Genomic DNA, 26,650 nt, shown 5'->3' with positions numbered 1-26,650 from the left:
CTTTAGGCTTAACTTATTGTTATATTTTTACGAAATCGTTTTAGTTTGCCTTAAATTTCACAAAAAATTTGGCTAAATGACATGAAATTAGTGGTTTTTTGAAATTTCGTTTTGAAACACAAAAAATGCACGCTTAGAAGCTTTTTCTTCGGCTTTCTTTTTAGAAGTTGCGCGTGCTTTAGCCACAATTTTTTTATCGATAGCTAATTTTACAGCAAAATGTCTAACCTGATCAATACCTGTATCGTCGTACACATTATATTCGAATGTTTTCTTTTCTTTCTGGCACCACTCGATAAGTAAACTTTTGTAGCTAATTACTTTACCTTCTAACTTGCTTATATCTACAAAAGGATCAATAATGCGTTTGTAAATAAATTTCTCGCAGTATTTAAAGCCTCCATCCAAATAAATAGCACCAACTAAAGCTTCGAATAAATTTCCGTGAATATTGTCTCCAAACTGACCTTTAGGTATTTTACTTTCAATTAAGTCTATTAACTGTAAATCGCGACCTAATTCGTTTAAGTGTTCTCGGCTAACAATCTTAGAACGCATTTTAGTTAGATACCCTTCGTCTCCTGCAGGCGCTTCTTTATATAAGTGAGACGCAATTACAGAACCCAACATGGCATCTCCTAAAAACTCTAGTCGTTCGTAGTTAATAGCGTTTCCCTTTTTGTCTCTAATATTCATAGAGCGATGGGTAAATGCCGTCCGGTAGATACTTTCGTTTTTAGGTCTGAACCCTAAAATTTTGGTAAGAGAAACAAAAAAATTCCCGTTATTTTTAAAACGGGAATTTAATATGTTACGAATGTATTTCATTCGATTTTAGTCTTCTAATTTTCTGAATAATACACAAGCGTTGTGACCGCCAAATCCAAAGGTATTACTCATAACTACTTTAACATCGCGTTTTTGGGCTTTGTTAAGTGTTAAGTTTAATTCTGGGTCAATTCTTTCATCTACCACTTCGTGATTAATTGTTGGAGGAACAATACCATATTCCATTGCTAAAATAGCAGCAATAGACTCTACAGCACCGGCCGCACCTAACAAGTGACCTGTCATAGATTTTGTTGAATTGATGTTGATGTTTTTAGCATGTTCACCAAAAACTTCAGAAATCGCTTTTAATTCGGCCACGTCCCCAAGTGGTGTAGAAGTTCCATGTGTATTAATATGGTCTACATCTTCTGGTTTTAAACCTGCATTTTCTAAACAATTTCTCATTACAGCTATAACGCCTATACCTTCCGGATGTGGAGCCGTCATATGATATGCATCTGATGACATTCCTCCACCCATTACTTCTGCATAAATTTTAGCGCCTCTTGCTTTTGCATGCTCATATTCTTCAAGAATAATTGCCCCTGCACCTTCTCCTAACACAAAACCATCTCTGGTAGCGTCAAAAGGTCTAGATGCTGTTTCTGGACTTTCATTTCTAGTAGATAAGGCGTGCATAGCATTAAAACCACCCATTCCTGCAATAGTAACAGCAGCTTCACTACCTCCTGTAACAATAACATCGCATTGACCTAAACGGATATAGTTTAGAGCGTCTATCATTGCATTTGCAGAAGAAGCACAAGCCGAAACTGTTGTATAGTTAGGTCCCATAAATCCATGTTTAATAGAAATGTTACCTGGTGCTATATCAGCAATCATTTTAGGTATAAAAAATGGGTTGAATCGCGGTGAACCATCGCCTGCGGCAAAGTTTAAAACTTCGTTTTGGAATGTTTCTAAACCACCAATTCCAGCTCCCCAAATTACACCTACTCGTAATTTATTAACGACATTTAAATCTAACTTAGCATCTAAGATAGCTTCGTCTGAAGCTACCATAGCGTACTGAGTAAATCTATCCATCTTACGAGCCTCTTTTCTGTCAAGAAAATCGGTAGGATTAAAGTTTTTTAATTCGCAAGCGAACTTAGTTTTGAACTTTTCAGCATCAAAATAAGTTATAGGCCCAGCCCCACTTTTCCCGCTAATTAGAGCATCCCAATATTCATCCTTGGTATTTCCAATCGGAGTTAGCGCTCCTAAACCTGTAACAACTACTCGCTTTAGTTCCATAAAAATCTCTCCTTATTTTGCAGCTTCTATATAAGTAATAGCTTGACCAACTGTTGCAATGTTTTCTGCTTGATCATCTGGAATTTGAATATCGAATTCTTTTTCGAATTCCATAATTAATTCTACAGTGTCTAATGAATCTGCTCCTAGGTCGTTTGTGAAGCTAGCTTCAGTTACAACTTCGTTTTCATCAACACCTAATTTGTCTACGATAATCGCTTTTACTCTTGATGCAATGTCTGACATAATCTTTAATTTTAAGTTTTAAATAAGGTGCAAAAATAAAAAACTTTATTTTAAAACACGCTTTTAGTTTGAAAATAGTGAATGTAAATTAACAAATTTAAACTGAAGTAATTTAATTTTGCACAAAAGTATTTTAATTTACTCCTGATATTGTAAATAAACAGGAGTGCCTTTTCAAGGAGTAACCATCAGTGTTTACAAGGATTCTAATACTTTTAAAACAAAAACTATAACACATGAAACGTATTGTAATTTTCGCTTCTGGATCAGGATCGAATGCTGAAAACTTAATAAAATATTTTAATTCAAAATCTGAAGCTTCAGTTACACTTGTTCTTACCAACAATCCTCATGCCAAAGTCCTAGACAGATGTAAGCAATTAAATGTGAGCGCATTATCCTTTAATCGGATGGCTTTCACTAAAACAGACGACGTTTTAAACCTATTACATAGTGCAAAGCCGGATCTTATTGTTTTAGCTGGTTTTTTATGGAAATTCCCCGAAGTTATTCTAAATGCTTACCCTAATAAGGTAATAAACGTACATCCCGCCCTGCTACCTAAATTTGGAGGAAAAGGCATGTACGGAATGCATGTGCACGAAGCTGTAGTAGCCAATAAAGAAGCCGAAACAGGAATTACGATTCATTATGTAAATGAAAATTACGATGAAGGTGCAACCATCTTTCAAGCCACTTGCCCTGTATTAAATACAGATACTGCTACAGATGTTGCCAGCAAAATTCATGAGCTAGAAATGAAACATTTTCCGCTAGTTGTAGAGCAATTATTAAAGTAAAATACAGAAACACATTTTTTAGTTAAGCTAAATGTCAAAAAAAAAGAAATATTATACCGTTTGGAAAGGGCACAAACCTGGGGTTTACGACACTTGGAATGCGTGTAAAGCGCAAACTAAAGATTACCCAAGTGCTGTTTACAAATCTTTTCCAACTTTAGCAGCAGCAAAACATGCACTAAATAGTAATCCCAAAGATTTTATTGGCAATAAATCGTTTACAAGCGGATTGACTTCAGAACAACTAAAAAAAATAGGTCAACCCAATTACAACTCTATTGCCGTAGATGCCGCTTCCAGTGGTAATCCTGGTATTATGGAATACCGTGGGGTAGACACAAAATCTAAAAAGCAACTTTTTATACAAGGTCCTTTTAAACAAGGTACTAATAATATTGGCGAGTTTTTAGCGATAGTGCACGGTTTGGCTTTACTTAAAAAAAACAACAGTAACCTATTAATATACACCGATTCTAGAACAGCCATGAGCTGGGTTAAGAAAAAAAAATGCAATACCAAGTTAGAGCGCACCGACAAGAATAAAGATGTGTTCGATTTAATAGATCGCGCTGTAAGTTGGCTAAAAAATAACGACTACGTAACAACAATAGTAAAATGGGAAACTAAAGCCTGGGGAGAAATTCCTGCGGATTTTGGTAGAAAATAAATATAACAACCTCATTACTAGAATATAATTTGGTTTTATTTTAAGAAGATTATATTACCGCTATTCATACATAAAGGCTATATTTGCCAAAAAATTTGACACCTCCTTATGAGCCAATTAGTAATCGTTGGGACTGTAGCTTTTGATGCTATTGAAACCCCATTCGGAAAAACTGACAAAATTCTTGGTGGCGCGGCCACTTACATCGGGTTATCTGCTTCGCAGTTTAATTTAGACAGTGCTGTCGTTTCTGTAGTAGGAAATGATTTCCCGCAAGACTATCTAGAATTATTATCTAATAGAAACATCGACATCTCTGGTTTAGAAATCGTAAAAGACGGAAAAACATTCTTTTGGAGTGGCCGTTACCATTACGACATGAATTCTAGAGATACTTTAGTTACAGAACTAAATGTATTAGCCGATTTTAATCCTGTTGTCCCTGAAGCCTATAAAAATGCTGAAGTGGTTATGTTAGGAAACTTACATCCCTTAGTACAACTTGGTGTTTTAGACCAAATGACGACTAAGCCCAAGTTAGCAATCCTAGATACTATGGATTTTTGGATGGACAATGCTCTTGAAGATTTACATAAAGTAATTGCAAGAATAGATGTTCTTACCATTAACGATGAAGAAGCAAGACAATTAACGGGAGAGTATTCTTTAGTTAATGCCGCACAAAAAATCTTTGAATTAGGACCACAATATGTGGTTATTAAAAAAGGAGAACACGGTGCTTTATTGTTTCATAAAGACGAAATTTTCTCTGCCCCTGCATTACCATTAAAAAGTGTATTTGATCCGACAGGAGCTGGAGATACTTTTGCAGGCGGATTTGCTGGATTCTTAGCAAACTCTGGAGAATACACCTTCGAAAATATGAAAACCGCCATTATTTATGGTTCTGCCTTAGCATCCTTCTGCGTCGAAAAATTCGGAACTGAGCGTTTGCAAAAGGTCAAGACAGAAGAGTTAAACACTCGACTGCAACAATTTAAGGAGTTAACAACATTCAATATAGATTTATCATAAAAAACACGCGCTTATAAAATAGCGCGTTTTTTAATTAATTTTATTATATATACAATGAGCGATGCTTTAAAACATGAGTGCGGTATAGCACTTATAAGACTTTTAAAACCATTAGAATACTATAAAGAGAAATATGGTACTGCATTTTACGGTGTAAATAAAATGTATTTAATGATGGAAAAACAACACAATCGTGGTCAAGATGGTGCTGGTTTTGCAAGTATTAAATTAGACACTCAACCAGGTGAACGCTACATTAGCAGGGTACGATCTAATGCTCAACAACCTATTCAAGATATATTCGCCCAAATTAACGAAAGGATAAATCAAGAGTTAATAGAGAATCCAGAGTACAATAACGATGTGGCTCTACAAAAAAGACATATCCCTTATATAGGAGAAGTGCTTTTAGGACATGTACGTTACGGAACTTTTGGGAAAAATAGCGTAGAAAGTGTACACCCGTTTTTAAGACAAAACAACTGGATGCACAGGAATTTAATTCTTGCTGGTAACTTTAACATGACCAATGTTACCGAGTTATTCGATAATTTAATTCGTATCGGACAACATCCAAAAGAAAAAGCAGATACCATTACTATAATGGAGAAAATCGGTCATTTCTTAGACGATGCTGTTGCAAAAAAATACAAACAATTAAAAGCAGAAGGTTTATCTAAAACCGAATGTTCGCCAATAATTGCAGAACGCTTAAATGTTGGTAAAATATTAAAAAGAGCCGCTAAAAATTTCGATGGTGGTTATGCCATGGCCGGAATGTTAGGTCACGGAGATTCTTTTGTTTTAAGAGATCCTGCAGGAATTAGGCCAGCGTATTATTACCAAGACGACGAAGTTGTTGTAGTGGCTTCAGAGCGCCCAGTAATTCAAACCGTTTTTAATGTAGATTTTGATAAGGTTAAAGAATTGGATCCTGGTCATGCTATCATCACAAAAAAATCTGGAAAAGTTAAAATTGAAAAGATTTTAGAACCTACAGAGCGTAAAGCATGTTCTTTCGAACGTATTTATTTCTCTAGAGGAAGTGATGCCGAAATCTATCAAGAACGTAAAACATTAGGTAAATTATTAATGCCTAAAGTTCTTGAAACAATTAATTACGACACTAAAAATTCTGTTTTCTCTTATATTCCTAACACTGCAGAATCATCATTTTTCGGAATGATAGAATCTGTTGAAGATTATTTAAATAAAAGAAAGACCAAAGCTATAATTGAAGGTAAAGATCTGTCTGAAGAGCAAGTTACCGACATTTTAAAAGAACGTCCAAGAATTGAAAAAATCGCCATTAAAGATGCTAAACTTCGTACGTTTATTACAGAAGATAGTAGTCGTGACGATTTAGTAGAGCACGTTTACGATGTAACTTATGGCGTGATTAAAAACACCGATAATATAGTAATTATAGACGATAGTATTGTTCGTGGTACAACGCTTAAGAAAAGTATTATTAGAATGCTAGACCGTTTACACCCTAAACGCATAGTAGTTGTATCGTCTGCACCACAAATTCGCTATCCAGATTGTTACGGTATAGATATGGCAAACCTTGAAGGCCTAGTTGCTTTTAGAGCCATGTTAAGCTTACTTAAGGATAATAATAAATATCATTTAGTTGAAGAAGTTTACAATAAGTGTAAAGCTCAGGTAGATTTAAAAGACACTAAAATTCAGAATTTTGTAAAAGAATTATACGACCAATTTACAGATGATGAGATTTCGGAAAAAATAGCAGTGCTAATTTCGGATGATACGATTAATGCAGAAGTACATACTATTTTTCAAAGTGTAGAAAATTTAAATAAAGCGTGTCCTAAGAATTTAGGTGACTGGTACTTTACAGGAAATTATCCAACACCTGGAGGAAATCGTGTAGTAAACAGAGCATTTATTAACTTTTTCGAAGGTAATAATCAGCGTGCTTATTAATTCTAAAGTAAAGCGCTAATAGCACATCGCTTTATCTAATATTAAAGCACTTAATCTAAAAGATTATTTGATACTATAGAAATACTCTAATTTGGCTGAACCATAACATAAGTAGGTTAAGTTCATGGTAGATTTGGGGCAAAAAAGGGAGAACTAACGTTCTCCCTTTTTTTATGCACAATTTTTAAAATCGCAAGACCTTCAACAAAAACCTCAACAGCACACTTTACCCTAATCTGCAACCTCAACATGTTTTCAAATAATTAATCATTATATAAGTACAAGGTTTTACTCCTATTTAATAGACATATTATTTTAGAGAGCAGAATTCCTTTTAGTCTCTTATCACTTTAGTCCATTATTAAAAAAGCACATATTTTAAACAGGCCTTTTTTAAGAATCTACACCAAAAGACGCCTATTATATACGCGATTAACCCAAACCTATGCTAAATTACCCCAAGAGCGTATTTACATTAATTTAACAGTTAAAATAGCACACAAAACTGCCAATATCGATGTTTTCTAGTAGTTAGAACGCGCATATATTTGCAGTGTTAATCATTAAGAAAGACACTCATGAAAAATATAATAACATTTGCCATTTGCTTTTTAGCACTTACATCAAGTTTTGCATCGACTTATACTAACAACGCTTTTTCTAAAGCAGACGATAAAGATAAAATAGAAATTACATTATCATTAAACGATGTAAAAGCTGGTCAGAAACTATCAATTAAAGATGAAGACGGTGTATTACTTTTTAATACAATATTGGTAAAATCAGGAAATTTCAATAACAAATTTGATATTACCAATTTACCAAACGGAAACTACCACTTCGAACTTGAAAAAGACGTTTACACATCTCACATTCCTTTTACTGTGAGTTCTGGTGAAGCTAAATTCGACACAAAAAACGAAACAAAAGTATACAAGCCTTTTGTAAGCCTAAAAGACAACAACATTTATTTCTCTAAATTAGAGTTAAATAAAGACAGTGTAGAATTTAACATCTATTATTTAGAAGCAAATACAGGTGACTACACATTATTACATACTGAAAAAATTTCGGATACTATAAAAATAGAACGCGCATACCGCTTATCTGAAAACAAAAAAGGAGAATATAAAATTGTTATAAATGCCAACGGACAAAGCTACGTTGAGCACTTCAAAATCTAGTTTTTAATAGATAGTAAGTTATACTATTAAATTTAGTTAGTTTGTTTGTAAGAGTGGAACTGGTTATTCCACTCTTTTTTTATGCCCTAAAGTTTCCTAAGAAGGACTGATTGCACAATCTTCTCATTTATTATATATAAGAGAAAGCCTTAATCTTGTATTAAGTTATGCGACATACCAAGACACTATTTATTATTAACCATATCATTTAATAAACAACGTACATCTGGTATACTTTGCAAGAACACCAGAATATACACATGATTAACCCAATTATATGCTCAATTAACCTAGCCGAAATTTTACATTAATCTAACGGGTAAAATAGCATATAAAACTGCCAATATTGTTGTTCTCTAGTACATATAAGCCACATATCTTTGCAGTGTTAATCGTTTAGAAAAACACTTATGAAAAATATAATAACACTTACAATCTGTCTTCTAGCATTTACTTCAAGTTTTGCATCTACACATATTGGTATCTCTTCTTCTGATAAGGATGATAAAGATAAAGTAGAAATTGTATTAACATTAACCGATGTAAAAGCGGGTCAGAAGTTATCAATTAAAGATGAAAAAGGTGTTTTACTTTTCAACACTGTTTTAGCAAAATCTGGAGCATTCAATAATAAGTTTGATATTACTGAATTACCAAACGGAGTTTATCACTTCGAACATGAAAAGGAAATATACACAACACATATCCCTTTTACCGTGCATTCTGGTACAGCTACATTCGATAAGAAAAACGAGAAAAAAGTATATAAGCCTTTCGTGAGTTTAAGAAACAATCACATTTACTTCTCTAAGTTAGAGTTAAACAAGGACAATGTAGAGTTTAACATATATTACTCGAAAGCAGATACAGGAAGTTACACACTGGTACATACTGAAAACATTTCAGACACTATAAAGATAGAACGCGCATACCGTTTATCTGATATGCCAGAAGGAAGTTATAAAGTTATTATAAATGCCGACGGACAAAGCTACGTTGAGCACTTTAAAATCTAGTTTTTAATAGATAGTAAGTTATACTATTAAATTTAGTTAGTTTGTTTGTAAGAGTGGAACTGGTTATTCCACTCTTTTTTTATACCCTAAAGTTTAATACATATTAGTACTACAATTAAAAAATATTTATAAATGCCCATGGATCAATCCATATCGGGCATTTCAAAACCTAAGTTTTAATAGGTTAATAGCAATAACTATTTAAATTTAGTTTAGTGATGAGGGTGGAAATTTATTTCCACCCTTTTCTTGTTTTAAAAACACATGTTTGTCCTACAATCCATAACAAACCATGCAACTGTTTGCTTACCGCTTATCCAAATATCTTTATCTTAAGCTGAACTTACAGATTTAATTGTATTCCATTCTTTCTTCAGATTTAATCGGCATCTAACGCCTTAAATAATAAATTTTAATTTAAACCCGCTTTTTAATGCCAAATCCATTTAAAAATTGACAAATAAAATTAATTATCAAATACATTTAAATTAGATTAATTATACCTTTAAGCCACTATATAAAGGGAATTTTTACTAATCTTCTCTTTATATTTAATGTAATCACTTTCGGTATTAACAACACCGAAAACTCCTAACTACACTAAACTTAAATGATTTTTAAATGAGACAAAAATTACTATTTGCATTACTCTTAATTACCTTTAGTAACCTTGTAAATGCACAAGATTACTTCCCCGAAAGTAAAGGTGTTAAATCCAACAATCACAATTACACAGCTTTTATAAATGCTAAAATTTACGTAACGCCTACAACAGTTATAGAATCTGGAACTTTATTAATTAAAGATGGTAAGGTTGTGTCCGCAAAAGCAGGCCTAGCACTTCCTAAAAACACCGTTATTATTGATGCCAAAAACAAAACTATCTATCCTTCCTTTATAGATGTCTATTCAGACTTTGGTGTTGCAATACCTAGCAGAACAGGAGGTCGTGGCAGATCTGCACAATACGATGCCACAAGAGATGGTTTCTACTGGAACGACCATATTATGCCAGAAACAGATGCCGTTGAAACCTTTCAATTTGACAACAAAAAAGCAAAAGAATTGCTTACCGTTGGATTTGGAGTTGTAAATACACATTTGCAAGATGGTATAGCACGTGGTACAGGTGTTTTAGTCGCTCTAAATGAAAATGGAACTAATGCCGACCGTATCCTTAACGACCGCTCTGCGCAATATTTTTCATTCAAGAAAAGTAGTGTGAAGAGTCAGTCTTACCCAACATCATTAATGGGAGCAACAGCATTATTAAGACAATTTTATCACGATGCAGATTGGTATGCCAAAGGAAACATTAACAACATAGACCGTTCACTAGAAGCATTAAACAACAATAAAAACCTTGTTCAGATCTTTGAAGGTGGAAATAAAAGCAATATTGTTAGAGCCGATAAGATTGGAGATGCATTTGGTATTCAATACACCATTCTTGGAGGTGGAGACGAATATGAAATGGTTTCAGCCATAAAAGCCACTAACGCTAAATTAATTTTACCATTAAATTTCCCAGATGCCTACGATGTTTCAGATCCGTTTAGCGAATCAAAAGTGTCTTTATCAGATATGCGCTATTGGAATCAGGCACCGTCTAACCCAAAAATATTAGCAGATAATGGCATATCATTTTCTTTTACGCTAAACGATTTAAAGGAGACCAAAACCTTTAAAGCCAAACTTATTGAAGCTGTAGATCGCGGACTTTCTAAAACTAAAGCTTTGGAAGCCTTAACCACTATACCTGCCCAAATATTAGGACAAACCAACAGAATTGGAGCCTTACAAAAAGGTATGGAAGCTAATTTTATAATTACCTCTGGCGATTATTTTGATAAAGAAACCATTTTATACGAAAACTGGGTACAAGGAAAAAAGAACCTAATCACCCAAGCTAACACCACAGACATTAGAGGAGAATACAGCATTACTGCCAATTCTAAAGTCTTCCACCTAACAGTTAGCGGTTCTGCCGATAGTCCTAAGGCGACTATAAAACAAGACTCTACAACGTTAAAGTCTAAATTTAATTTTGAAAACAACTGGCTAACAATGTCTTTTTCAGATGCGTCTTCAGAAAGCTATAGATTTACCAGTTTAATTTCATCTAACCCAACATCATTTAGCGGGAAAGTGGTTACCGCAGATGGAACAACTCCTTTCAATGCTAAACAAACTGCTGCATTTACTGTTAAAGAAAACCAAGACGAAAGCGAAGAACCTACAGCATTTACCCCTATCACCTATCCAAATCTTGGATATGGAAATGCAACACTTCCAAAACAAGAAACTTTACTATTTAAAAATGCTACGGTATGGACTAGTGAAGACCAAGGTATTTTAACGAATACAGATGTTTTAATTAAAGATGGTAAAATTGCCAAAATAGGGAAAGATCTTTCTTCTGGAAAAGCAAAAGTTATAGATGCAACCGGCAAACACTTAACTGCTGGTATTATAGATGAACACAGCCATATTGCCGCATTATCTATAAACGAGTCTGGACATAATTCTTCTGCCGAAGTTACGATGGAAGATGTTGTAGATCCGGACGACATTAGTATCTATTACGCTCTTGGTGGAGGCGTAACTTCACTACAATTACTTCACGGTTCTGCAAATCCAATTGGAGGTCGCTCTGCCATATTAAAATTAAAATGGGGAGAGACTGCGGATAATATGATATACGATAACTCTCCAAAATTTATAAAATTTGCTTTAGGTGAAAATGTAAAACAAAGCAATTGGGGAAGCACAAATAGATTTCCGCAAACACGAATGGGAGTAGAACAAGTATTTATAAATTATTTCCAACGTGCGAAAGAATACGGCGAGGTTAAAAAAAGCGGGGAACCTTATCGTTACGATCAGGAAATGGAAACGTTATTAGAAATTCTTAATGGCGAACGTTTTATTAGCTGTCATTCTTATGTGCAAAGTGAAATTAATATGCTTATGAAGGTTGCCGATAGTTTCGACTTTAAGGTAAATACATTCACACATATTTTAGAAGGATACAAAGTAGCCGATAAAATGGCAGAGCACGGAGTTGGAGCCGCCACTTTTAGCGATTGGTGGTCGTATAAATTCGAAGTTAACGATGCCATACCTTATAACGCCGCAATTATGCAACAACAAGGTATAACTGTAGCAATTAATAGTGACGATCCGGAAATGATTAGACGCTTAAATCAAGAAGCCGGGAAAACCGTAAAATACGGAGGTATGTCTGAACTTGAGGCCTGGAAAATGGTAACGATTAATCCAGCTAAATTATTACATATAGACGAGAGAGTTGGGAGTATAAAACAAGGTAAAGATGCCGATTTAGTACTTTGGAACGATCACCCGATGTCTATTTATGCGAAAGCCGAAAAAACAATTATAGAAGGTGCCGTTTATTTTGATATCGAAAAAGACAAACAACAACGTGAAAATATAAAAAAGGAACGTGCAAAGTTAGTGGACTTGATGCTTCAGGATAAATCTAAAGGTAAAAAGACTCAAAAGCCAATTGGAAAGCGTAAAGAAGAAATGACTTGCGAATCACTTTAATAATAAAACGATCATGAATATATATAATAAAATACTAGTGCTTGTAGGTTTACTTTGTGGATCTTTTTCTTGGGCACAGCAAACACCAGCCTCTGTACAAAAGGAAGCTATAGTTATAGAAGGTGCAACAGCACACTTAGGGAATGGAAAAATAATCGAGAATTCGTTAATCATGTTCGAAGGTGGCGTTTTAACTTTCGTTGGCGATGCTAAGGTGAAGATTGCCAGAAAAGGAAAAAAGATTGACGGAACCGGAAAACATGTTTATCCAGGTTTTATTGCCCCTGCCAAAGCTTTAGGTTTAACAGAAATTAATGCAGTAAGAGCAAGTAAAGACGAAGATGAAATAGGAGAATTTATCCCGCACGTACGTAGTTTAATCGCGTATAATGCCGAGTCTAAAGTTGTAGAGAGTATGCGTCCGAATGGGGTATTACTGGCTCAGATAACACCTCAAGGTGGTGAGATATCAGGAACCTCATCTATTGTTCAGCTAGATGCGTGGAACTGGGAAGACGCCGCTGTAAAAGTAGACGATGGTATCCATTTACATTGGCCAAATAGTTTTAGATATAATCGTTCGGCTAGCGCTTTTAAACCAAATGACAACTATCAGGAAGAGATAGCGAAAATTAAATCTTTTATTCAGAATTCAAAAGCGTACGGAGAAGCTGTTTCTAAGGAGGAACATGCTCCTTTTAAGGCCATGCAAGGGCTATTTAAAGGCTCTCAGAATCTTTATGTGTATGCCAATGGAGAAAAAGAAATAATAGATGCTATTACACTTGCTAAGCATGAAAACATAAAAAACATTGTATTGGTTGGTGGTTATGAGGCTTACAAGGTAACCGACTTCTTAAAACAAAATGAAATTCCAGTACTAGTACAGGCCACACATAGCAGACCACAGTTTGAAGATGAAGATTACGACCTACCGTATAAACTACCTAAATTATTATCTGACGCTGGTTTATTAGTTGGATTACAAAACTCCGATTTAGAGAATTTCCAAACAAGAAACTTACCATTCTATGCGGGTCAAGTTGCAGGACAAGGTTTAGATAAAGAAATCGCCTTATCTTTAATTACGGGGAATAATGCAAAAATTTTAGGCATAGCCGATACTTACGGCACCTTAGAAACAGGAAAAAGTGCTACTTTATTTATTTCGGAAGGCGATGCTTTAGATATGAGAACCAATGTTCTTACAAAAGCATTTATTGATGGGCGTGATATTTCGCTAGAATCTCACCAAACAGAATTATGGAAAAGATACATGGGAAAATACGAATCTGAATAAAGACAAGACATACGTTTTTAAATAAACTGAATGATTAGGGTGGACATATTTTCCACCCTTTTTTATGCCCCAAAAAAACGATATTAAACGCATACAAATGTCAATCAAGCATAAGCGTAAATCCCTCATATACGCAGAATTACCCCAAACATATACCATATTAACCGTCTATACTATTGTTAGTTAGTAAACTGATAAAATAGCACACAAAGCAGCCAATTTAGATGTTTTTAACTGGCCCATAAGGCTATACATTTGAAATATGTTAATCGATAAAAAAATTGAATTATGAAAAAAGCAATGACACTTAGTATCTGCCTACTAGTAACACTAACTAGTTTAGCATCAAATTTTACGAGCAGTATGTCATCTAATTTTGATGATAAGGGAAAGAATGAGATAACGTTAACATTAGAAGATGTAAAAGTAGGGCAGAATTTATCTATTACAGATTTAGATGGTTTCACTCTTTACTCAAAGACTTTAAAGAAATCTGGAAGCAGCAACCATACATTTGACTTCTCGAATTTACCAAACGGAACATATTTTTTCGAACACGATAAATCTAACCAAATTAAGGTTATACCATTTAAAGTGAATTTTGGAGATGTCACTTTCGATGCTTCAAACGAAAAAGTGATCTATAAGCCTGTTGTACGTTTAGTAAACGATTACGTTTATTTATCTAAATTAGAACTGGATAAAGAAGATGTAGATGTTGCAATTTATTATGATGTAGATAACAATCAGAACTACAAAAATGTTCATAAAGAAACAATAACAAACACTACAAATATTCAATGTGCTTTTAAACTTTCTGCAAAACAATCAGGAAATTACAAAATGGTGATTAGTGCAAACGGAAGAAAATACGTAGAATACTTTAGCATCTAAAAAGATTAAAATTTTAAATAATTTTGGAGTGGACTTTATAAGTCCACTCTTTTTTTTGTCCTAATTTTAAATATATCGTTACTTCAAAGAAGTAGTATGTGTTAGCTATTTTTATTCTTCAAAAAGATTAAGACTAACGAGGCATTATGATTTTCGAACAAAATAATTATTAGCTTAATAACAGAAGACTCATAAATTTCTATGTTATTTTAACATCTTATGCGTCTACTTTTATCTTTAATAAAATTTAAACGCTTCTACAGATCACAGAATCTAAGAATAAGTAAAGAGCCTCCATTAAGAGGCATATCAACTTCCCACAAAACGCAATTAGAAGTTAAGTTAGCAAACATTAGAACAACAGGAGGCACCGCAATATATCTTTAATTAACTAAAACATATAGTATATTAACCTTACAATTAAATAACTCAAATTTAACGGTTAAAATCGCACACAAAGTAGCCAATATAGATGTTTTCTACACTCCGATAACTACCTATATTTGAACATGTTAATCGATAATAAATTTGAATTATGAAAAAAGTAATCACACACAGTATTTGCATGTTAGTTATGATTACTAGCATCGCAACAAGTTTCGCCGGTACTATTTCCCCTCTGGAAATAAACAGCATGGAAATCACGTTAACACTTAATAATGTAAAAGCAGGACAGCTCTTATCTATTAAAGATATTAATGGGATAACGCTTTACAGAAAGATGATTGAAGAAGAAGGTCTTTTTAGTAGCAGATATGATTTAAGTGCCATACCCGATGGAAATTATTTTTTTGAACACGAAAAAGACTACCAAATCAAGATCATACCTTTTAAAGTAGCTAATAACAAAGTGAATTTTGACAAAAGTGGGGAGAAAATTATTTTTAAACCCGTAGTCAGTGTTAAAGACAATAAAGTATATGTTTCTAAATTAGATTTGGAGAAAGAAACTTTAGAAATAGAAATTTATCATGATGATAGAAACAAATCTGAATACAATTTAATGTACTCTGAAAACATTGAGAACAGCATTAAAACAGAACGTATTTACAGACTACCTATTTCTCATCTTGGAAAATACAAGGTCGTTATAAGTGCAAACGGCAGACAGTATATCGAATACTTTAGTATATAGTTGTAGAGGTAGTAAAATAACTAGAGTGGACTTAAATTAGTCCACTCTTTTTTTATGTTTAATTTCCGGTGAACTCTGCTTTTCGCTTTTCTAAGAATGCCGTAGTACCTTCAGTAAAATCTTCGGTTCCAAAACATTTACCGAAACCTTTAATTTCTTTTTTATATCCGTTTACACCAGATTTAAAGCCAGCATTTACAGATTTTATAGCTTCACCTATAGCCTTTGGTGAATTCTTCTTAATTCTATTCGCGATACCTCCGCAAAAAGTTAACAATTCGCTTTGCGGTACAACGTGATTTACCAATCCATAATTTAAAGCTTGCTCTGCGGTAATCATACCTGCTGTCATGATCATTTCCATAGCTCTACCCTTCCCTACAAGTTGTGGTAAACGTTGCGTACCTCCGTAACCTGGAATAACACCTAACGACACCTCTGGCAATCCCATTTTAGCATTTTCACTAGCGACTCTAAAATGACAAGCCATTGCTAACTCCAAACCTCCTCCTAATGCGAATCCATTTACCGCAGCGATAACTGGAGTAGATAAATTTTCTACAAAATCGAACAACAATTCATGTCCTTTTGCGGCTAATTTAGCTCCTTTGCTTTCGTCAAAATTAGAAAACTCACTAATATCCGCACCTGCAACAAAAGCCTTTTCACCACTTCCCGTAACAATAATAACACGCGTTTCTTTGTCCTTATCGGCTGCTTTAAAAGCACGATGTAATTCGTTTATGGTATCGCGATTTAACGCATTAAGTTTTGTTGGCCTATTAATGGTGATTGTAGTAATACCATCCTGAAATTCTGATAAAATATTAAAAATCATAATCTAAGTTTTAGGAAAGGTAACAATAAATGTGGTCCCTTTATTAAGTTGCGTCATAAAAGTAATGTTACCATTATAAGATTCAACTATATTTTTTACCATTGCCAAACCTAAACCTGTACCACTAGTTTTGGTCGTAAATTTAGGCTCGAATACCTTGGTTTCATTGCCTTCTGCGATACCAACTCCGTTATCTGAAACCGTGATTTTTATTTCGCCACCATGTAAAGACACATGAACCACAATTTTAGGAACACGATCTTCTGGAATTGCCTGGATTGCATTTTTAACCAAATTCGTGACCACCCTAATCAATTGGGTCTTATCGAAAGTGGTAATAATCTCTTCCCTTTCCGCCAAGAACACGATATAATCTTTATTAAAAATATCTAAAGACAAACGCACCGTATTTACCACATTAACCGTTTCGTTTTGCTGGGCAGGCATATTTGCAAAATTAGAAAATGCGGAAGCTATAGAACTCATGGTATCTATTTGCTGAATTAAAGTCTCGGAATACTCTTCTACTTTATGCTTAATATTAGGATCGTCTGGACTAAACTTTCTCTGAAAATTTTGAACCGTTAATCGCATCGGAGTTAACGGATTTTTAATTTCGTGAGCCACTTGCTTCGCCATTTCTCGCCAAGCCTCTTCACGCTCACTTTTAGCCAACCGTTGTGCACTTTCTTCCAACTGATCGATCATACTATTATACGATTGTACCAAGGTTGAAATCTCTTCGCTAGCATCTTCAACTTCAATACGCGCATTGCGTTTCTCTAAAGTTGTTGTATTAATTTTATCACTTATTGTTTTAATAGATTTCGTGATATAATTAGCTAAAAAGAATGCAATTGCCGAAGCCAAAACAAGCATAAACAGATACGCATAACTAATACGCTCTAAAAACTCGTCTAATTCTCTAGCTAAAAAATCGTCGTCTTCCAGGTAGGGCAAATTTATAATCGCTAAAGGCTTAAATTTCTGGTCGGTAAGATAAGTATACGACGACTGATAAACTTTATGATTTTCATTTTTAGTCTCTACAAAAGTATGTTCTGCAGTATTGGATAATGTATTAAGAATATCGGCGCTAATACATTCCTGCAAAGAATCTTGTGAAAATCCAGCTCTAGAAGATGTTAATATGGAACCGTCTAAATCGTATAGATTAATTTGTAAATTATGAATATTGGCTATTTCATAAATTTTCTTCTTAAAGATATAAGGGATTTTCTCCGTTTTAACCTCGTAAGATGTCTGTTTAATAACAAAACTAAGGTGAGATTTAATGTTTTTCTGCTTACGTTCTAAGCGCTGCTGATGGTAATCGATAGCCTCTTCTCCATACTGATAAATAGCAACGCCAACTATTAAAATAGAAGCCAATACCACCACAAAAAGCATGGCGACAAAAATACGTAGTCGTAAAGAGATTTTTTTTAATTTCATGAGTAATTATCGTGCCCTAAAGGTAACAATAATCAAGCCATTGTTTATGCATTGGGGTTTTTGGCTCGTATACGTTTATAAACCTTAAATCCAAGCATGATTAACACGCCGAGTACAAATATTCCAACGATACCAAAAATCCAATCAAAACTACTTTTTAATATAACTAGAAATACTACCGCAAAAAGGATAAAAGTGGCCCCTTCGTTCCAAAGTCTCATATAACTAGAGGTTTTACGGACATCGTCGACTTGTAATTGCTTAAAATATTGATGGGTTTTTAAATGATAAATAATCAGTAAAACAACAAATCCTAATTTTACATGCATCCAGGGCTCTTGTAACCAAGCGGGCATGAGAATAAGTAACCAAATAGCGAAAACGGACGCTAAAATTGCTGAAGGCCATGTAATAATAAACCACAAGCGCTTAGTCATTAATTTTAATTGTTCGCCTAAAATTTCTTTATCAGGAGAAGGTTTATGAAAAGACTCTATTTGATATACAAATAACCTAGGAATATAAAAAAGCCCTGCAAACCAAGTGATGACAAAAATAAGATGAAGCGATTTTATATAATTGTAGTATTCCATAATTACGGATTAAGCGGTTGTACTCTTATTAATTAGATCTGTTTTTATTTCTCGGTTTAAAAAATACCCGGTTACTACAGTAGCCAAGACATCGGAAATCGGAAACGACATCCATACGCCCAACTCGCCATAAAATTCAGGTAGAATTAAAATTAAAGGAATAAAGAAAAACCCCTGACGAGTAAGCGTTAACAATAATGCAGGCCTGGCCTTCCCAATAGCCTGGAAATATGCTGCTCCAATTAACTGCAAAGCAATAATAGGCGTCGCCGCGAAAACCCAACGCATAGCAGCTGGTGTTTCTTTTAAGACTTCGGCATCTTGGGTAAACATTTTAGTAATTGTTTCTGGAAACGTCATGAGTAAGATAAAAACAATAGTTGCTAAAACTGCCGCATATTTAATAGCGATATTGATAGATTCTCGCACTCTATCGTACTGCTTTGCCCCATAATTATATCCTGCAATAGGAAGAAAACCTTGCGTTACTCCAAATACAGGAAATAAAGCGAACATAAGCATACGACCTACAATCGCATAAGCTGTTACCGAGACCTCGCCTCCTAGACGAAATAATATATTATTCATAAATAAATAAGTGACACTAACGACGGCCTGACGCGCAAGTGTTACAAACCCTAATGAACCTATTTCTTTGATGGTTTCCCATTTTAATATTAAATAAGACCAATCTATTTTTAATGAAGAATTATCAGACAAAAAATACCAAAGCACAAAAAGAAAACCCACAAGATTAGATCCCGTAGTCGCCCAAGCCGCTCCAGCCATACCCATATCGAAAGTATGGATTAATAAATAATCGAAAACAAGATTCCCCACTGACGGAATCATCATGGAATACATGGCGAATTTCGGATTTCCTTCTGATCGCATAACGTTGTTACCCATCATCGAGAATCCTAGAAACGGCACCCCATACATTACAATATTATAATATGTTTTTGCCGGAGCAAAAATATCACCTTTTCCTCCGAAAGCTAAAATAATTTCATCGTTAAAAAATAAGCCTAGAGAAACAAAGGCGGTAATTAAAAGGAGAGTTAATGATATTTGATTACCAAAAGTAGCCAGCGCTTTTTCCTTATTCCCTGCTCCTAAAGCTCGTGAAATAATAGAAGACCCCCCAATACCAATAGACATTCCTAAGGCTGCAATAAAAAAGGAAACAGGCAATACTATATTTATCGCTGCAATCGCTATAGATCCAATCCAGTTTCCTACAAAAATGGTATCTACAAGAACATTTAGAGACATAACCAAAATCCCTATAGATGCGGGCACAGACTGCTTAATTAAAAGCTGACTAATGGGTTTTATTCCTAAATCGACAGAAACCTTTTCTTTCATTGTTATGCTTTGACTGAATTATCTGCCCAATTGTTGATCCATGTTCCTAACAATGCAGACCACTCAGCGTCGTCGTTTAAGCAAGGTACTGTAGTGAATTCTTTTCCACCAACTTCATGAAAAAGCTCCTGACCTTCCATAGCTATCTCCTCTAAAGTTTCTAAACAATCACTTACAAAAGCAGGCGTAATTATCGCCATGTTTTTGGTGCCTTCTAAACCTAATCTTTCAATAGTTCTATCGGTGTAAGGCTGTAACCATGGATCGAAACCTAATCGAGATTGAAACGAAGTCGAAAATGCACCTTCTTCCAATCCAAGTTGTTCTGCAACCAAGCGTGTTACTTCTAAACACTGGTGTTTGTAGCAAAATTCGTGAGCTTTTGAAGGCGTTACGCAACAAGAACCATCTATTTTACAATGCGATTTTGTGACATCACTTTTTTTAATGTGACGTTCTGGAACACCGTGATAGGAGAACAGTACATAATCGTAAGTTTTCCCTTCTAAATGGCGTTTTACAGATGCACTAAGCACCGATATATAATCTGGCTTATTATAAAATGCCGGTAAATGATCTATTTTTATGTTTGGAAAATATTTTTGACGTAATTCTTCAGCCAAAACTAAAATGGTTTCGGTAGTAGCCATTGCAAACTGCGGATATAAAGGAATTAAGAATACCTCATCTACACCTTGTTCTACCAATTCTTGAAGGCCTTTTTTAATAGTCATCGATCCATAACGCATCGCTAAGGCTACAGGATATTTAACTTCCTGTTGCACTTTCGCTGCTAATCGTTCCGAGATAACAATTAACGGAGACCCTTCGTCCCACCATATTTTTTTATAAGCGGCTGCCGAAGCTTTAGGTCTTGTTTTTAAGATAATACCTTTAACAAGAGCCAACCTAGCTAATTGAGGAATATCTATGACACGCTCGTCCATTAGAAATTCTCCTAAATATTTTTTTACATCTTCTGGACTAGGGCTATCCGGAGACCCTAGATTAACAAGTAAAACACCTTTCTTCATATTACAAAAGTACAATAGAAATTAAGATCATACTATATTCTAATCATAGTATTATCTTATTTACTATTCAATCAAATCGATAATGACTTCTGCAGTAAATTAAAAAATATTACTTATTTCTTCTGCTTAGTTTTAGGTGGCTGATTATGAGTAGGACTTGACGTCTTTACATTATATTCTTGAAAAATGCCACATGACACCCCTGGCCTTACTAACGATTTAGTATTTGAATCTTTAGACCATGCTTCAATTTCTGGAGATAAATATTTCATAACATCTGATTTTAAACATATTATAAAGATAAATAGAAACTTTTTAAGTAAACGTTAAGAGCACGTTATAATCGTAATAAGAAGACATTTAGAAATGTGCTCCATTTTAAATAAAAGATAATATAAGTAATCTAGATATTTTACGATCTATTAACGTAAAACTAGAACATAATATGTTTAAGAATTAAATAGACTGTAAGTATTTTTTAGGCGTTGTACCATACTTCTTTTTAAACGCTGCAATAAAATGACTTGAAGTGCTATACCCCACTTTTAACCCCACTTCATTAACATTTAAACCACCGGTTTCTAGCAACTTCCTAGCTTCTTCCATTTTGTAGTCGAATAAAAAACTAAAGACTGAATCGCCATAAATCTGCTTAAAACCTTCTTTTAATTTTTTTAATGTTAAACCAATTTCATCTGCTAGTTCTTGTAGACTTGGTGGCTCGGCCATTCTAGAAACGATAATATCTTTCGCTTTTCTAATTTTAATCACATTCGTTTCGTCTACTAAAAAAGGGCATTGTTCTACATTTGTATCTTCACTCCTATTAAAGTACAAGCTTAGCAACTCGTAAGCCTTACCTTTAAAATAAAGGTTTTTAATAGATTCATTTAAATTGTAATGCATCATTTGCGTAAGTACAATGGCCATAGACGGCGATATTTTTCCGTCTTTATAATATTTCTTGTCTTTATTATCGCTACTTAAAAAAGTAATATAATCTGCTTCCTGAGAAAACAACCCATGAAATTCCTTAATCGAAATTAAAACAGTAACCAACCAAGAGTTTGGGTTTACTTCTAAATGAATAGGTAAATCTTGTTGCGGATTATAAAGAAGTAATGAATTTTCTTCGCATATATTTAAAGTATAACTGCCCTTATTAAATTTAAAAGCAGATGCGCCTTTTAAACAAAAATGAAATTGAATGATACTACTATCTATAGCTTTCTCTACAACTTGAACCTCAAGCCCCTCATTTTGATAAGTTAACACAGAAAAACCTTGATCAATAATTGTTTCCTTTAAAGTTCCTACAGCGATATTTTTCTCTTCCATTTCTTTCAAAATTTATTCTGTTTTATTTAGATTGACTCTAAACTAATAGCTACAATAACGTTGTAACCCCTACAAAAGTATAACATTTATTAGTTTTGAATGGTATTTTGAACCAAAAAACCCGAAACGACACTAAAAGTTCTTTCAGCGTTACTTTTTTACAATTACGCTCTATACATTTGTCCTGAATTTCCAACGAATATAATAAATGAATCAAAATCACGGATCTAGAGGCACTTACTTTTATGCCATTGGATTAAGTTACAAAAAGGCAGACGCTGAGATTAGAGGACATTTTAGTCTTGATGATACAGCAAAATTAAATCTTCTAAACCAAGCTAAAGCGAATGGTATAGAAAGCTTAATTGTAACTTCTACTTGTAACAGAACCGAGATTTATGGTTTTGCAGAACATCCATACCAACTTATTAAATTATTATGCGATAATACAAAAGGGACGGTAGAAGAGTTTCAAGATGTAGCATACGTTTACAAAAGTAGCGAAGCAATCTCTCATATGTTTCGTGTAGGCTCTGGATTAGACAGTCAGATTCTTGGAGATTTCGAAATTATTAGTCAGTTAAAGAAAAGTGCTAGCTTATCTAAAAAGTTAGGTTTATTAAATACTTTCTTAGAGCGTTTAATTACTATGGTTACTCAAGCAAGTAAGCGTATTAAAAACGAAACTGAAATTTCTTCGGGAGCAACTTCTGTGTCTTTTGCATCTGTGCAGTACATTTTAAATAATGTTTCTGAAATTTCTAACAAAAACATTTTACTATTCGGAACTGGTAAAATTGGTAGAAATACTTGCGAAAATTTAGTTAAACATACTAAAAACGAGCAAATCACTTTAATTAACAGAACAAAAGACAAAGCAGAACGTATTGCAGGAAAATTTAATCTTTTGGTTAAAGATTATTCTAATTTACAAGAAGAAATAAATAATTCTGATGTGTTAGTGGTTGCAACGGGAGCACAAAATCCTACCGTAGACAAACACTTAATACAAACTAAAAAGCCGTTATTAATTTTAGATTTATCGATACCAAAGAATGTACATGAAAATGTAAGCGAATTGGAAGGTGTAACACTTATACACTTAGATCATTTATCGCAGATTACCGACGAAACTTTAGAAAAGAGAAAAACACACATTCCTGTTGCCGAAATTATTATTGAGGATGTTAAAAAAGAATTTAACAGCTGGTTAGAAACACGAAAATTTGCACCAACAATAAAAGCTTTAAAGAATAAATTATTAGATTTTAAGTTGGCTGAATTAGATGTGCAACGTAAAAAAATATCTGATTTTAACGAAGCACAAGCTGAATTGATAAGCAATAATATTATTCAGAAAATAACAAATCATTTCGCGCATCACTTAAAGGACGAGGACTTTTCAACAAACGAAAGTCTTGAACTTATAAAAAAAGTGTTTCAATTAGAAACATCATCAAATGCATAAAACTATTCGCATTGGCACAAGAGACAGTAAATTGGCTCTTTGGCAAGCAAACACTGTCCAAAAACGTCTTGAAGATCTTGGGTATAAAACAGAAATTGTTGCTGTAAAATCTACTGGCGATCTTATTTTAGATAAACCATTATACGAATTAGGAATTACAGGTATCTTTACTAAAACCTTAGATGTTGCCATGTTAAACGGCACGGTAGATATTGCTGTACATTCCATGAAAGATGTTCCCACCTTATTACCAAAAGGCATTATACAAACAGCTGTTTTAGAACGCGCCAATGTAAACGATATTTTAGTGCACAAAGGTTTAGATTTTTTAAATGCCGAAGGTACTATTGCAACGGGAAGTTTGAGACGAAAAGCGCAATGGCTTAACAGATACCCAAATCATAAAGTTGAAGATTTAAGAGGAAACGTGATTACCCGGCTTCAAAAATTAGAAGATAATTCATGGAATGCCGCTGTGTTTGCTAAAGCCGGTTTAGAGCGTATAAATGTACTTCCAGAACACTACACCGAACTAGACTGGATGGTTCCAGCTCCTGCTCAAGGTGCTATGGTTGTAGTTACTTTAGAAAAAGATAAAGACATTACAGAGGCTGTTTCTAAATTAAATGACACACCTACAGATATTTGTACACACGTAGAACGTGAATTTTTACGTATATTAGAAGCTGGCTGTACGGCACCAATTGGTGGTATTGCAACGATTACTAATGATACTATTGCTTTTACAGGTATTTTACTCGCTTTAGATGGAAGTAAAAAACTAAGTGTAACCAAAACCGAGATGCTTTCCAATTATAAAGGATTCGGAAAACGATGTGCTTTAGAAATCATTGAAAATGGAGGAAAAGAATTGATGGATTCAATTAAAAAGGAAATGAATTCGTAAAAAACTCAAAAAATAATGAAAATTAAAACGTTGCAAAATCTATATCGTTTTACAGATATTCTCATTTTATTTTTTTTAATTTTCGATTTCGGATTCAGTGTAAACGAAGAGTACAAACCATTTAGAATTCCTATTTACTCGACCATTACCTCGCTAATAATTACCTTTAATTTTATTAAACTTTTTCGGTATCCAAAAAGTGATCCCATTAGAAAAACCATAAGATTTAACATTGCAATATTAGTCACCACACTTATTGCTGCGTTTACAGTATACTATTTAAACAGTCATTTACCACCTGTAGAACAACTTATGAGACCCAAAATTATCTTTGAACTAGGGTTGTTCTTTTACCTCTTAATGCGACTAACATTTTTTATAAAATACATTTATAAAATCTATTTTAACCCCGCTATATTATTCGTTGGGAGTTTTTTTATTTTAGTCCTTATCGGTTCCTTATTACTCATGCTTCCTAACGTTACCGTTAATGGCATTTCATTTGTCGATGCTTTATTTACTTCTACAAGTGCGATTTGTGTTACAGGACTAGCTGTTCTCGATACAGGTAAAGACTTCACCCAATTAGGCCAAACTGTAATCATTATTTTAATTCAAATTGGAGGTTTAGGGATACTAACATTCACCTCGTTTTTCGCTTATTTCTTTAAGGAAAACTCTTCGTTTAGAGAAAGTATGTATATGAAAGATTATACCTCTACAGAAAATTTACAAGATGTATTTAAAATCGCCGCTCAAATTGTAGGTTTCACTTTAGGAATAGAACTGTTAGGAGCTGTATTTATCTATATGTCTATTGATACCATAAGCACGATAGAAAATAAAGTGTTTTTCTCTATTTTTCATTCAATCTCTGCTTTTTGTAATGCGGGATTCTCGACCTCATCGGCAAGTTTTTACGAGCCTACGTTGCGTTACGATTATTCGTTACAATGGGTTCTTATGTTACTTATAATTATTGGAGGTATAGGTTATAGCTTTATATTTAATTCGTTTTCGTATTTAAAACGAAGCTTTTTAAACCTATTCAGAACCAAAAACAAAGTATCTACAACCGTTCGAGTAATTACATTAAACTCTAAAATTACACTGGTAACCACTAGCATATTATTAGCCGTAGGATTTATATTTTTCTATTTTGCCGAAGCGAATTATAGTTTGCAAGACCACGATTCTACTTTTGGAAAAATTACCACAGCGATGTTCTCTTCGGTGACACCTAGAACTGCAGGTTTTAACACGGTAGATTACGCCCATGTTGCAACGCCATCGCTATTAGTCGTTATATTCTTAATGTGGATTGGAGCCTCTCCAGGATCTACCGGTGGAGGAATAAAAACCAGTACATTTGCAATTGCAACTTTAAATATATTCGCTACAGCAAGAGGAAAGAAACGTATAGAAATTAACACCAGGGAAATCTCTAGTAACACCGTAAACCGTGCTTTCTCTATTATTTCCATCTCGTTAATAACTATAGGAACAGCCATACTTTTACTCTTGTTTTTTGAGCCAGAAAAGGATTTATTAGCCATTGCCTTCGAGTGTTTTTCTGCTTATAGTACTTCAGGTTTAAGTATAAATCTAACACCTACTTTAAGCGAACCTAGCAAATATGTACTTATTGCGGTTATGTTTGTAGGACGAATAGGACTGTTAAACTTGCTCTTTGGAATGTTAGGGCAGGTAGAACAAAAATTTTATCAATATCCACAAGAAAATATTTTAATCAACTAAGATATA

The 26,650-nt window shown here is 34.0% G+C and carries 23 protein-coding genes; 13 read left to right on the top strand and 10 right to left on the bottom strand.

Annotated features, from left to right (window positions below; genetic code table 11):
• Positions 1-87: 87 nt before the first annotated feature.
• The 3 genes from rnc to AC0UBM_RS06335 are packed head-to-tail and all read right to left on the bottom strand — an operon-like array spanning position 88 to position 2,334.
• On the bottom strand, positions 88-828 hold the full coding sequence (gene rnc / locus AC0UBM_RS06345) for a ribonuclease III (protein WP_414035762.1): 741 nt from the start codon (positions 826-828) through the stop codon (positions 88-90).
• A gap of 6 nt (positions 829-834) precedes the next feature.
• Positions 835-2,088, bottom strand: a complete 1,254-nt coding sequence (gene fabF / locus AC0UBM_RS06340; RefSeq protein WP_414035763.1) for a beta-ketoacyl-ACP synthase II — start codon at positions 2,086-2,088, stop codon at positions 835-837.
• Between the two features lie 12 nt (positions 2,089-2,100).
• Positions 2,101-2,334 (bottom strand): acyl carrier protein, encoded by a 234-nt coding sequence (locus AC0UBM_RS06335; RefSeq protein WP_054728206.1) that lies wholly within the window; start codon positions 2,332-2,334, stop codon positions 2,101-2,103.
• Between the two features lie 236 nt (positions 2,335-2,570).
• Between AC0UBM_RS06335 and purN the strand changes: the two genes are divergently transcribed.
• From purN to AC0UBM_RS06285, 10 genes are all read left to right on the top strand, one after another.
• Entirely contained in the window at positions 2,571-3,134 is a 564-nt protein-coding gene (gene purN, locus AC0UBM_RS06330; protein WP_475688083.1) for a phosphoribosylglycinamide formyltransferase, read from the top strand.
• Between the two features lie 31 nt (positions 3,135-3,165).
• Complete coding sequence (locus AC0UBM_RS06325; protein ID WP_434037317.1) at positions 3,166-3,801, top strand: ribonuclease H1 domain-containing protein; 636 nt, start codon at positions 3,166-3,168, stop codon at positions 3,799-3,801.
• A gap of 108 nt (positions 3,802-3,909) precedes the next feature.
• Positions 3,910-4,836: a PfkB family carbohydrate kinase gene (locus AC0UBM_RS06320; RefSeq protein WP_434037316.1), complete on the top strand. Its 927-nt coding sequence runs from the start codon at positions 3,910-3,912 to the stop codon at positions 4,834-4,836.
• A gap of 54 nt (positions 4,837-4,890) precedes the next feature.
• Positions 4,891-6,786, top strand: a complete 1,896-nt coding sequence (locus AC0UBM_RS06315) for an amidophosphoribosyltransferase (protein WP_414035767.1) — start codon at positions 4,891-4,893, stop codon at positions 6,784-6,786.
• Positions 6,787-7,364: 578 nt separating this feature from the next.
• On the top strand, positions 7,365-7,970 hold the full coding sequence (locus AC0UBM_RS06310; protein ID WP_475688082.1) for a hypothetical protein: 606 nt from the start codon (positions 7,365-7,367) through the stop codon (positions 7,968-7,970).
• A gap of 410 nt (positions 7,971-8,380) precedes the next feature.
• Positions 8,381-8,986: a hypothetical protein gene (locus AC0UBM_RS06305; protein ID WP_475688081.1), complete on the top strand. Its 606-nt coding sequence runs from the start codon at positions 8,381-8,383 to the stop codon at positions 8,984-8,986.
• A gap of 621 nt (positions 8,987-9,607) precedes the next feature.
• A complete protein-coding gene (locus AC0UBM_RS06300) occupies positions 9,608-12,556 on the top strand; it encodes an amidohydrolase family protein (protein ID WP_475688080.1) in 2,949 nt (982 codons plus the stop codon).
• 13 nt (positions 12,557-12,569) lie between these two features.
• On the top strand, positions 12,570-13,856 hold the full coding sequence (locus AC0UBM_RS06295; protein ID WP_475688079.1) for an amidohydrolase family protein: 1,287 nt from the start codon (positions 12,570-12,572) through the stop codon (positions 13,854-13,856).
• Between the two features lie 288 nt (positions 13,857-14,144).
• Entirely contained in the window at positions 14,145-14,750 is a 606-nt protein-coding gene (locus tag AC0UBM_RS06290; RefSeq protein WP_475688078.1) for a hypothetical protein, read from the top strand.
• Positions 14,751-15,285: 535 nt separating this feature from the next.
• Positions 15,286-15,885: a hypothetical protein gene (locus AC0UBM_RS06285; RefSeq protein WP_475688077.1), complete on the top strand. Its 600-nt coding sequence runs from the start codon at positions 15,286-15,288 to the stop codon at positions 15,883-15,885.
• 58 nt (positions 15,886-15,943) lie between these two features.
• On the opposite strand, the gene AC0UBM_RS06280 is transcribed toward AC0UBM_RS06285, so the two are convergent.
• From AC0UBM_RS06280 to AC0UBM_RS06250, 7 genes are all read right to left on the bottom strand, one after another.
• Positions 15,944-16,723: an enoyl-CoA hydratase/isomerase family protein gene (locus AC0UBM_RS06280; RefSeq protein ID WP_434037309.1), complete on the bottom strand. Its 780-nt coding sequence runs from the start codon at positions 16,721-16,723 to the stop codon at positions 15,944-15,946.
• A gap of 3 nt (positions 16,724-16,726) precedes the next feature.
• Positions 16,727-18,178 carry a sensor histidine kinase gene (locus AC0UBM_RS06275; RefSeq protein WP_414035775.1) on the bottom strand — a complete coding sequence of 484 codons (1,452 nt, stop codon included), beginning with the start codon at positions 18,176-18,178 and terminating at the stop codon, positions 16,727-16,729.
• A gap of 44 nt (positions 18,179-18,222) precedes the next feature.
• Complete coding sequence (locus AC0UBM_RS06270; RefSeq protein ID WP_475688076.1) at positions 18,223-18,771, bottom strand: CopD family protein; 549 nt, start codon at positions 18,769-18,771, stop codon at positions 18,223-18,225.
• 9 nt (positions 18,772-18,780) lie between these two features.
• The gene (locus AC0UBM_RS06265; RefSeq protein WP_475688075.1) at positions 18,781-20,139 is read right to left on the bottom strand and encodes an MATE family efflux transporter; all 1,359 of its coding nucleotides are present in this window, start codon (positions 20,137-20,139) and stop codon (positions 18,781-18,783) included.
• A 2-nt stretch (positions 20,140-20,141) separates the two neighbouring features.
• Positions 20,142-21,173 (bottom strand): ferrochelatase, encoded by a 1,032-nt coding sequence (gene hemH, locus AC0UBM_RS06260; protein ID WP_475688074.1) that lies wholly within the window; start codon positions 21,171-21,173, stop codon positions 20,142-20,144.
• 113 nt (positions 21,174-21,286) lie between these two features.
• On the bottom strand, positions 21,287-21,445 hold the full coding sequence (locus tag AC0UBM_RS06255) for a hypothetical protein (protein ID WP_414035779.1): 159 nt from the start codon (positions 21,443-21,445) through the stop codon (positions 21,287-21,289).
• 184 nt (positions 21,446-21,629) lie between these two features.
• Positions 21,630-22,511, bottom strand: coding sequence for a helix-turn-helix transcriptional regulator (locus AC0UBM_RS06250; protein WP_414035780.1), 882 nt, complete (start codon positions 22,509-22,511; stop codon positions 21,630-21,632).
• A 208-nt stretch (positions 22,512-22,719) separates the two neighbouring features.
• Here AC0UBM_RS06250 and hemA point away from each other — a divergent pair, with 208 nt between their 5' ends.
• From hemA to AC0UBM_RS06235, 3 genes are read left to right on the top strand one after another with little or no spacing between them, the layout of a single operon-like run.
• On the top strand, positions 22,720-23,979 hold the full coding sequence (gene hemA, locus AC0UBM_RS06245) for a glutamyl-tRNA reductase (RefSeq protein WP_414035781.1): 1,260 nt from the start codon (positions 22,720-22,722) through the stop codon (positions 23,977-23,979).
• Positions 23,972-24,886: a hydroxymethylbilane synthase gene (gene hemC / locus AC0UBM_RS06240; RefSeq protein ID WP_475688073.1), complete on the top strand. Its 915-nt coding sequence runs from the start codon at positions 23,972-23,974 to the stop codon at positions 24,884-24,886. Before hemA ends, hemC begins: the two co-directional genes overlap by 8 nt.
• A gap of 15 nt (positions 24,887-24,901) precedes the next feature.
• A complete protein-coding gene (locus AC0UBM_RS06235; protein ID WP_414035783.1) occupies positions 24,902-26,644 on the top strand; it encodes a TrkH family potassium uptake protein in 1,743 nt (580 codons plus the stop codon).
• Positions 26,645-26,650: the final 6 nt, after the last annotated feature.

The sequence above is a fragment of the Formosa sp. F44 genome, from assembly GCF_056238645.1.
Note: the sequence above shows the minus strand (reverse complement) of the source record. Positions and strands in the feature narration are given on the sequence as shown.

Bases quoted from the DNA above. Each gene is read 5' to 3' on its own strand.
- AC0UBM_RS06290 (WP_475688078.1), top strand. From the start codon at position 14,145: ATGAAAAAAGCAATGACACTTAGTATCTGCCTACTAGTAACACTAACT.
- hemC (WP_475688073.1), top strand. From the start codon at position 23,972: ATGCATAAAACTATTCGCATTGGCACAAGAGACAGTAAATTGGCTCTT.
- AC0UBM_RS06235 (WP_414035783.1), top strand. From the start codon at position 24,902: ATGAAAATTAAAACGTTGCAAAATCTATATCGTTTTACAGATATTCTC.
- rnc (WP_414035762.1), bottom strand. From the start codon at position 828: ATGAAATACATTCGTAACATATTAAATTCCCGTTTTAAAAATAACGGG.
- AC0UBM_RS06265 (WP_475688075.1), bottom strand. From the start codon at position 20,139: ATGAAAGAAAAGGTTTCTGTCGATTTAGGAATAAAACCCATTAGTCAG.
- AC0UBM_RS06255 (WP_414035779.1), bottom strand. From the start codon at position 21,445: ATGAAATATTTATCTCCAGAAATTGAAGCATGGTCTAAAGATTCAAAT.
- AC0UBM_RS06275 (WP_414035775.1), bottom strand. From the start codon at position 18,178: ATGAAATTAAAAAAAATCTCTTTACGACTACGTATTTTTGTCGCCATG.
- AC0UBM_RS06305 (WP_475688081.1), top strand. From the start codon at position 8,381: ATGAAAAATATAATAACACTTACAATCTGTCTTCTAGCATTTACTTCA.
- purN (WP_475688083.1), top strand. From the start codon at position 2,571: ATGAAACGTATTGTAATTTTCGCTTCTGGATCAGGATCGAATGCTGAA.
- AC0UBM_RS06315 (WP_414035767.1), top strand. From the start codon at position 4,891: ATGAGCGATGCTTTAAAACATGAGTGCGGTATAGCACTTATAAGACTT.
- AC0UBM_RS06335 (WP_054728206.1), bottom strand. From the start codon at position 2,334: ATGTCAGACATTGCATCAAGAGTAAAAGCGATTATCGTAGACAAATTA.
- AC0UBM_RS06320 (WP_434037316.1), top strand. From the start codon at position 3,910: ATGAGCCAATTAGTAATCGTTGGGACTGTAGCTTTTGATGCTATTGAA.
- AC0UBM_RS06325 (WP_434037317.1), top strand. From the start codon at position 3,166: ATGTCAAAAAAAAAGAAATATTATACCGTTTGGAAAGGGCACAAACCT.
- AC0UBM_RS06300 (WP_475688080.1), top strand. From the start codon at position 9,608: ATGAGACAAAAATTACTATTTGCATTACTCTTAATTACCTTTAGTAAC.
- AC0UBM_RS06310 (WP_475688082.1), top strand. From the start codon at position 7,365: ATGAAAAATATAATAACATTTGCCATTTGCTTTTTAGCACTTACATCA.
- AC0UBM_RS06285 (WP_475688077.1), top strand. From the start codon at position 15,286: ATGAAAAAAGTAATCACACACAGTATTTGCATGTTAGTTATGATTACT.
- fabF (WP_414035763.1), bottom strand. From the start codon at position 2,088: ATGGAACTAAAGCGAGTAGTTGTTACAGGTTTAGGAGCGCTAACTCCG.
- AC0UBM_RS06270 (WP_475688076.1), bottom strand. From the start codon at position 18,771: ATGGAATACTACAATTATATAAAATCGCTTCATCTTATTTTTGTCATC.
- hemH (WP_475688074.1), bottom strand. From the start codon at position 21,173: ATGAAGAAAGGTGTTTTACTTGTTAATCTAGGGTCTCCGGATAGCCCT.
- AC0UBM_RS06250 (WP_414035780.1), bottom strand. From the start codon at position 22,511: ATGGAAGAGAAAAATATCGCTGTAGGAACTTTAAAGGAAACAATTATT.
- AC0UBM_RS06295 (WP_475688079.1), top strand. From the start codon at position 12,570: ATGAATATATATAATAAAATACTAGTGCTTGTAGGTTTACTTTGTGGA.
- AC0UBM_RS06280 (WP_434037309.1), bottom strand. From the start codon at position 16,723: ATGATTTTTAATATTTTATCAGAATTTCAGGATGGTATTACTACAATC.
- hemA (WP_414035781.1), top strand. From the start codon at position 22,720: ATGAATCAAAATCACGGATCTAGAGGCACTTACTTTTATGCCATTGGA.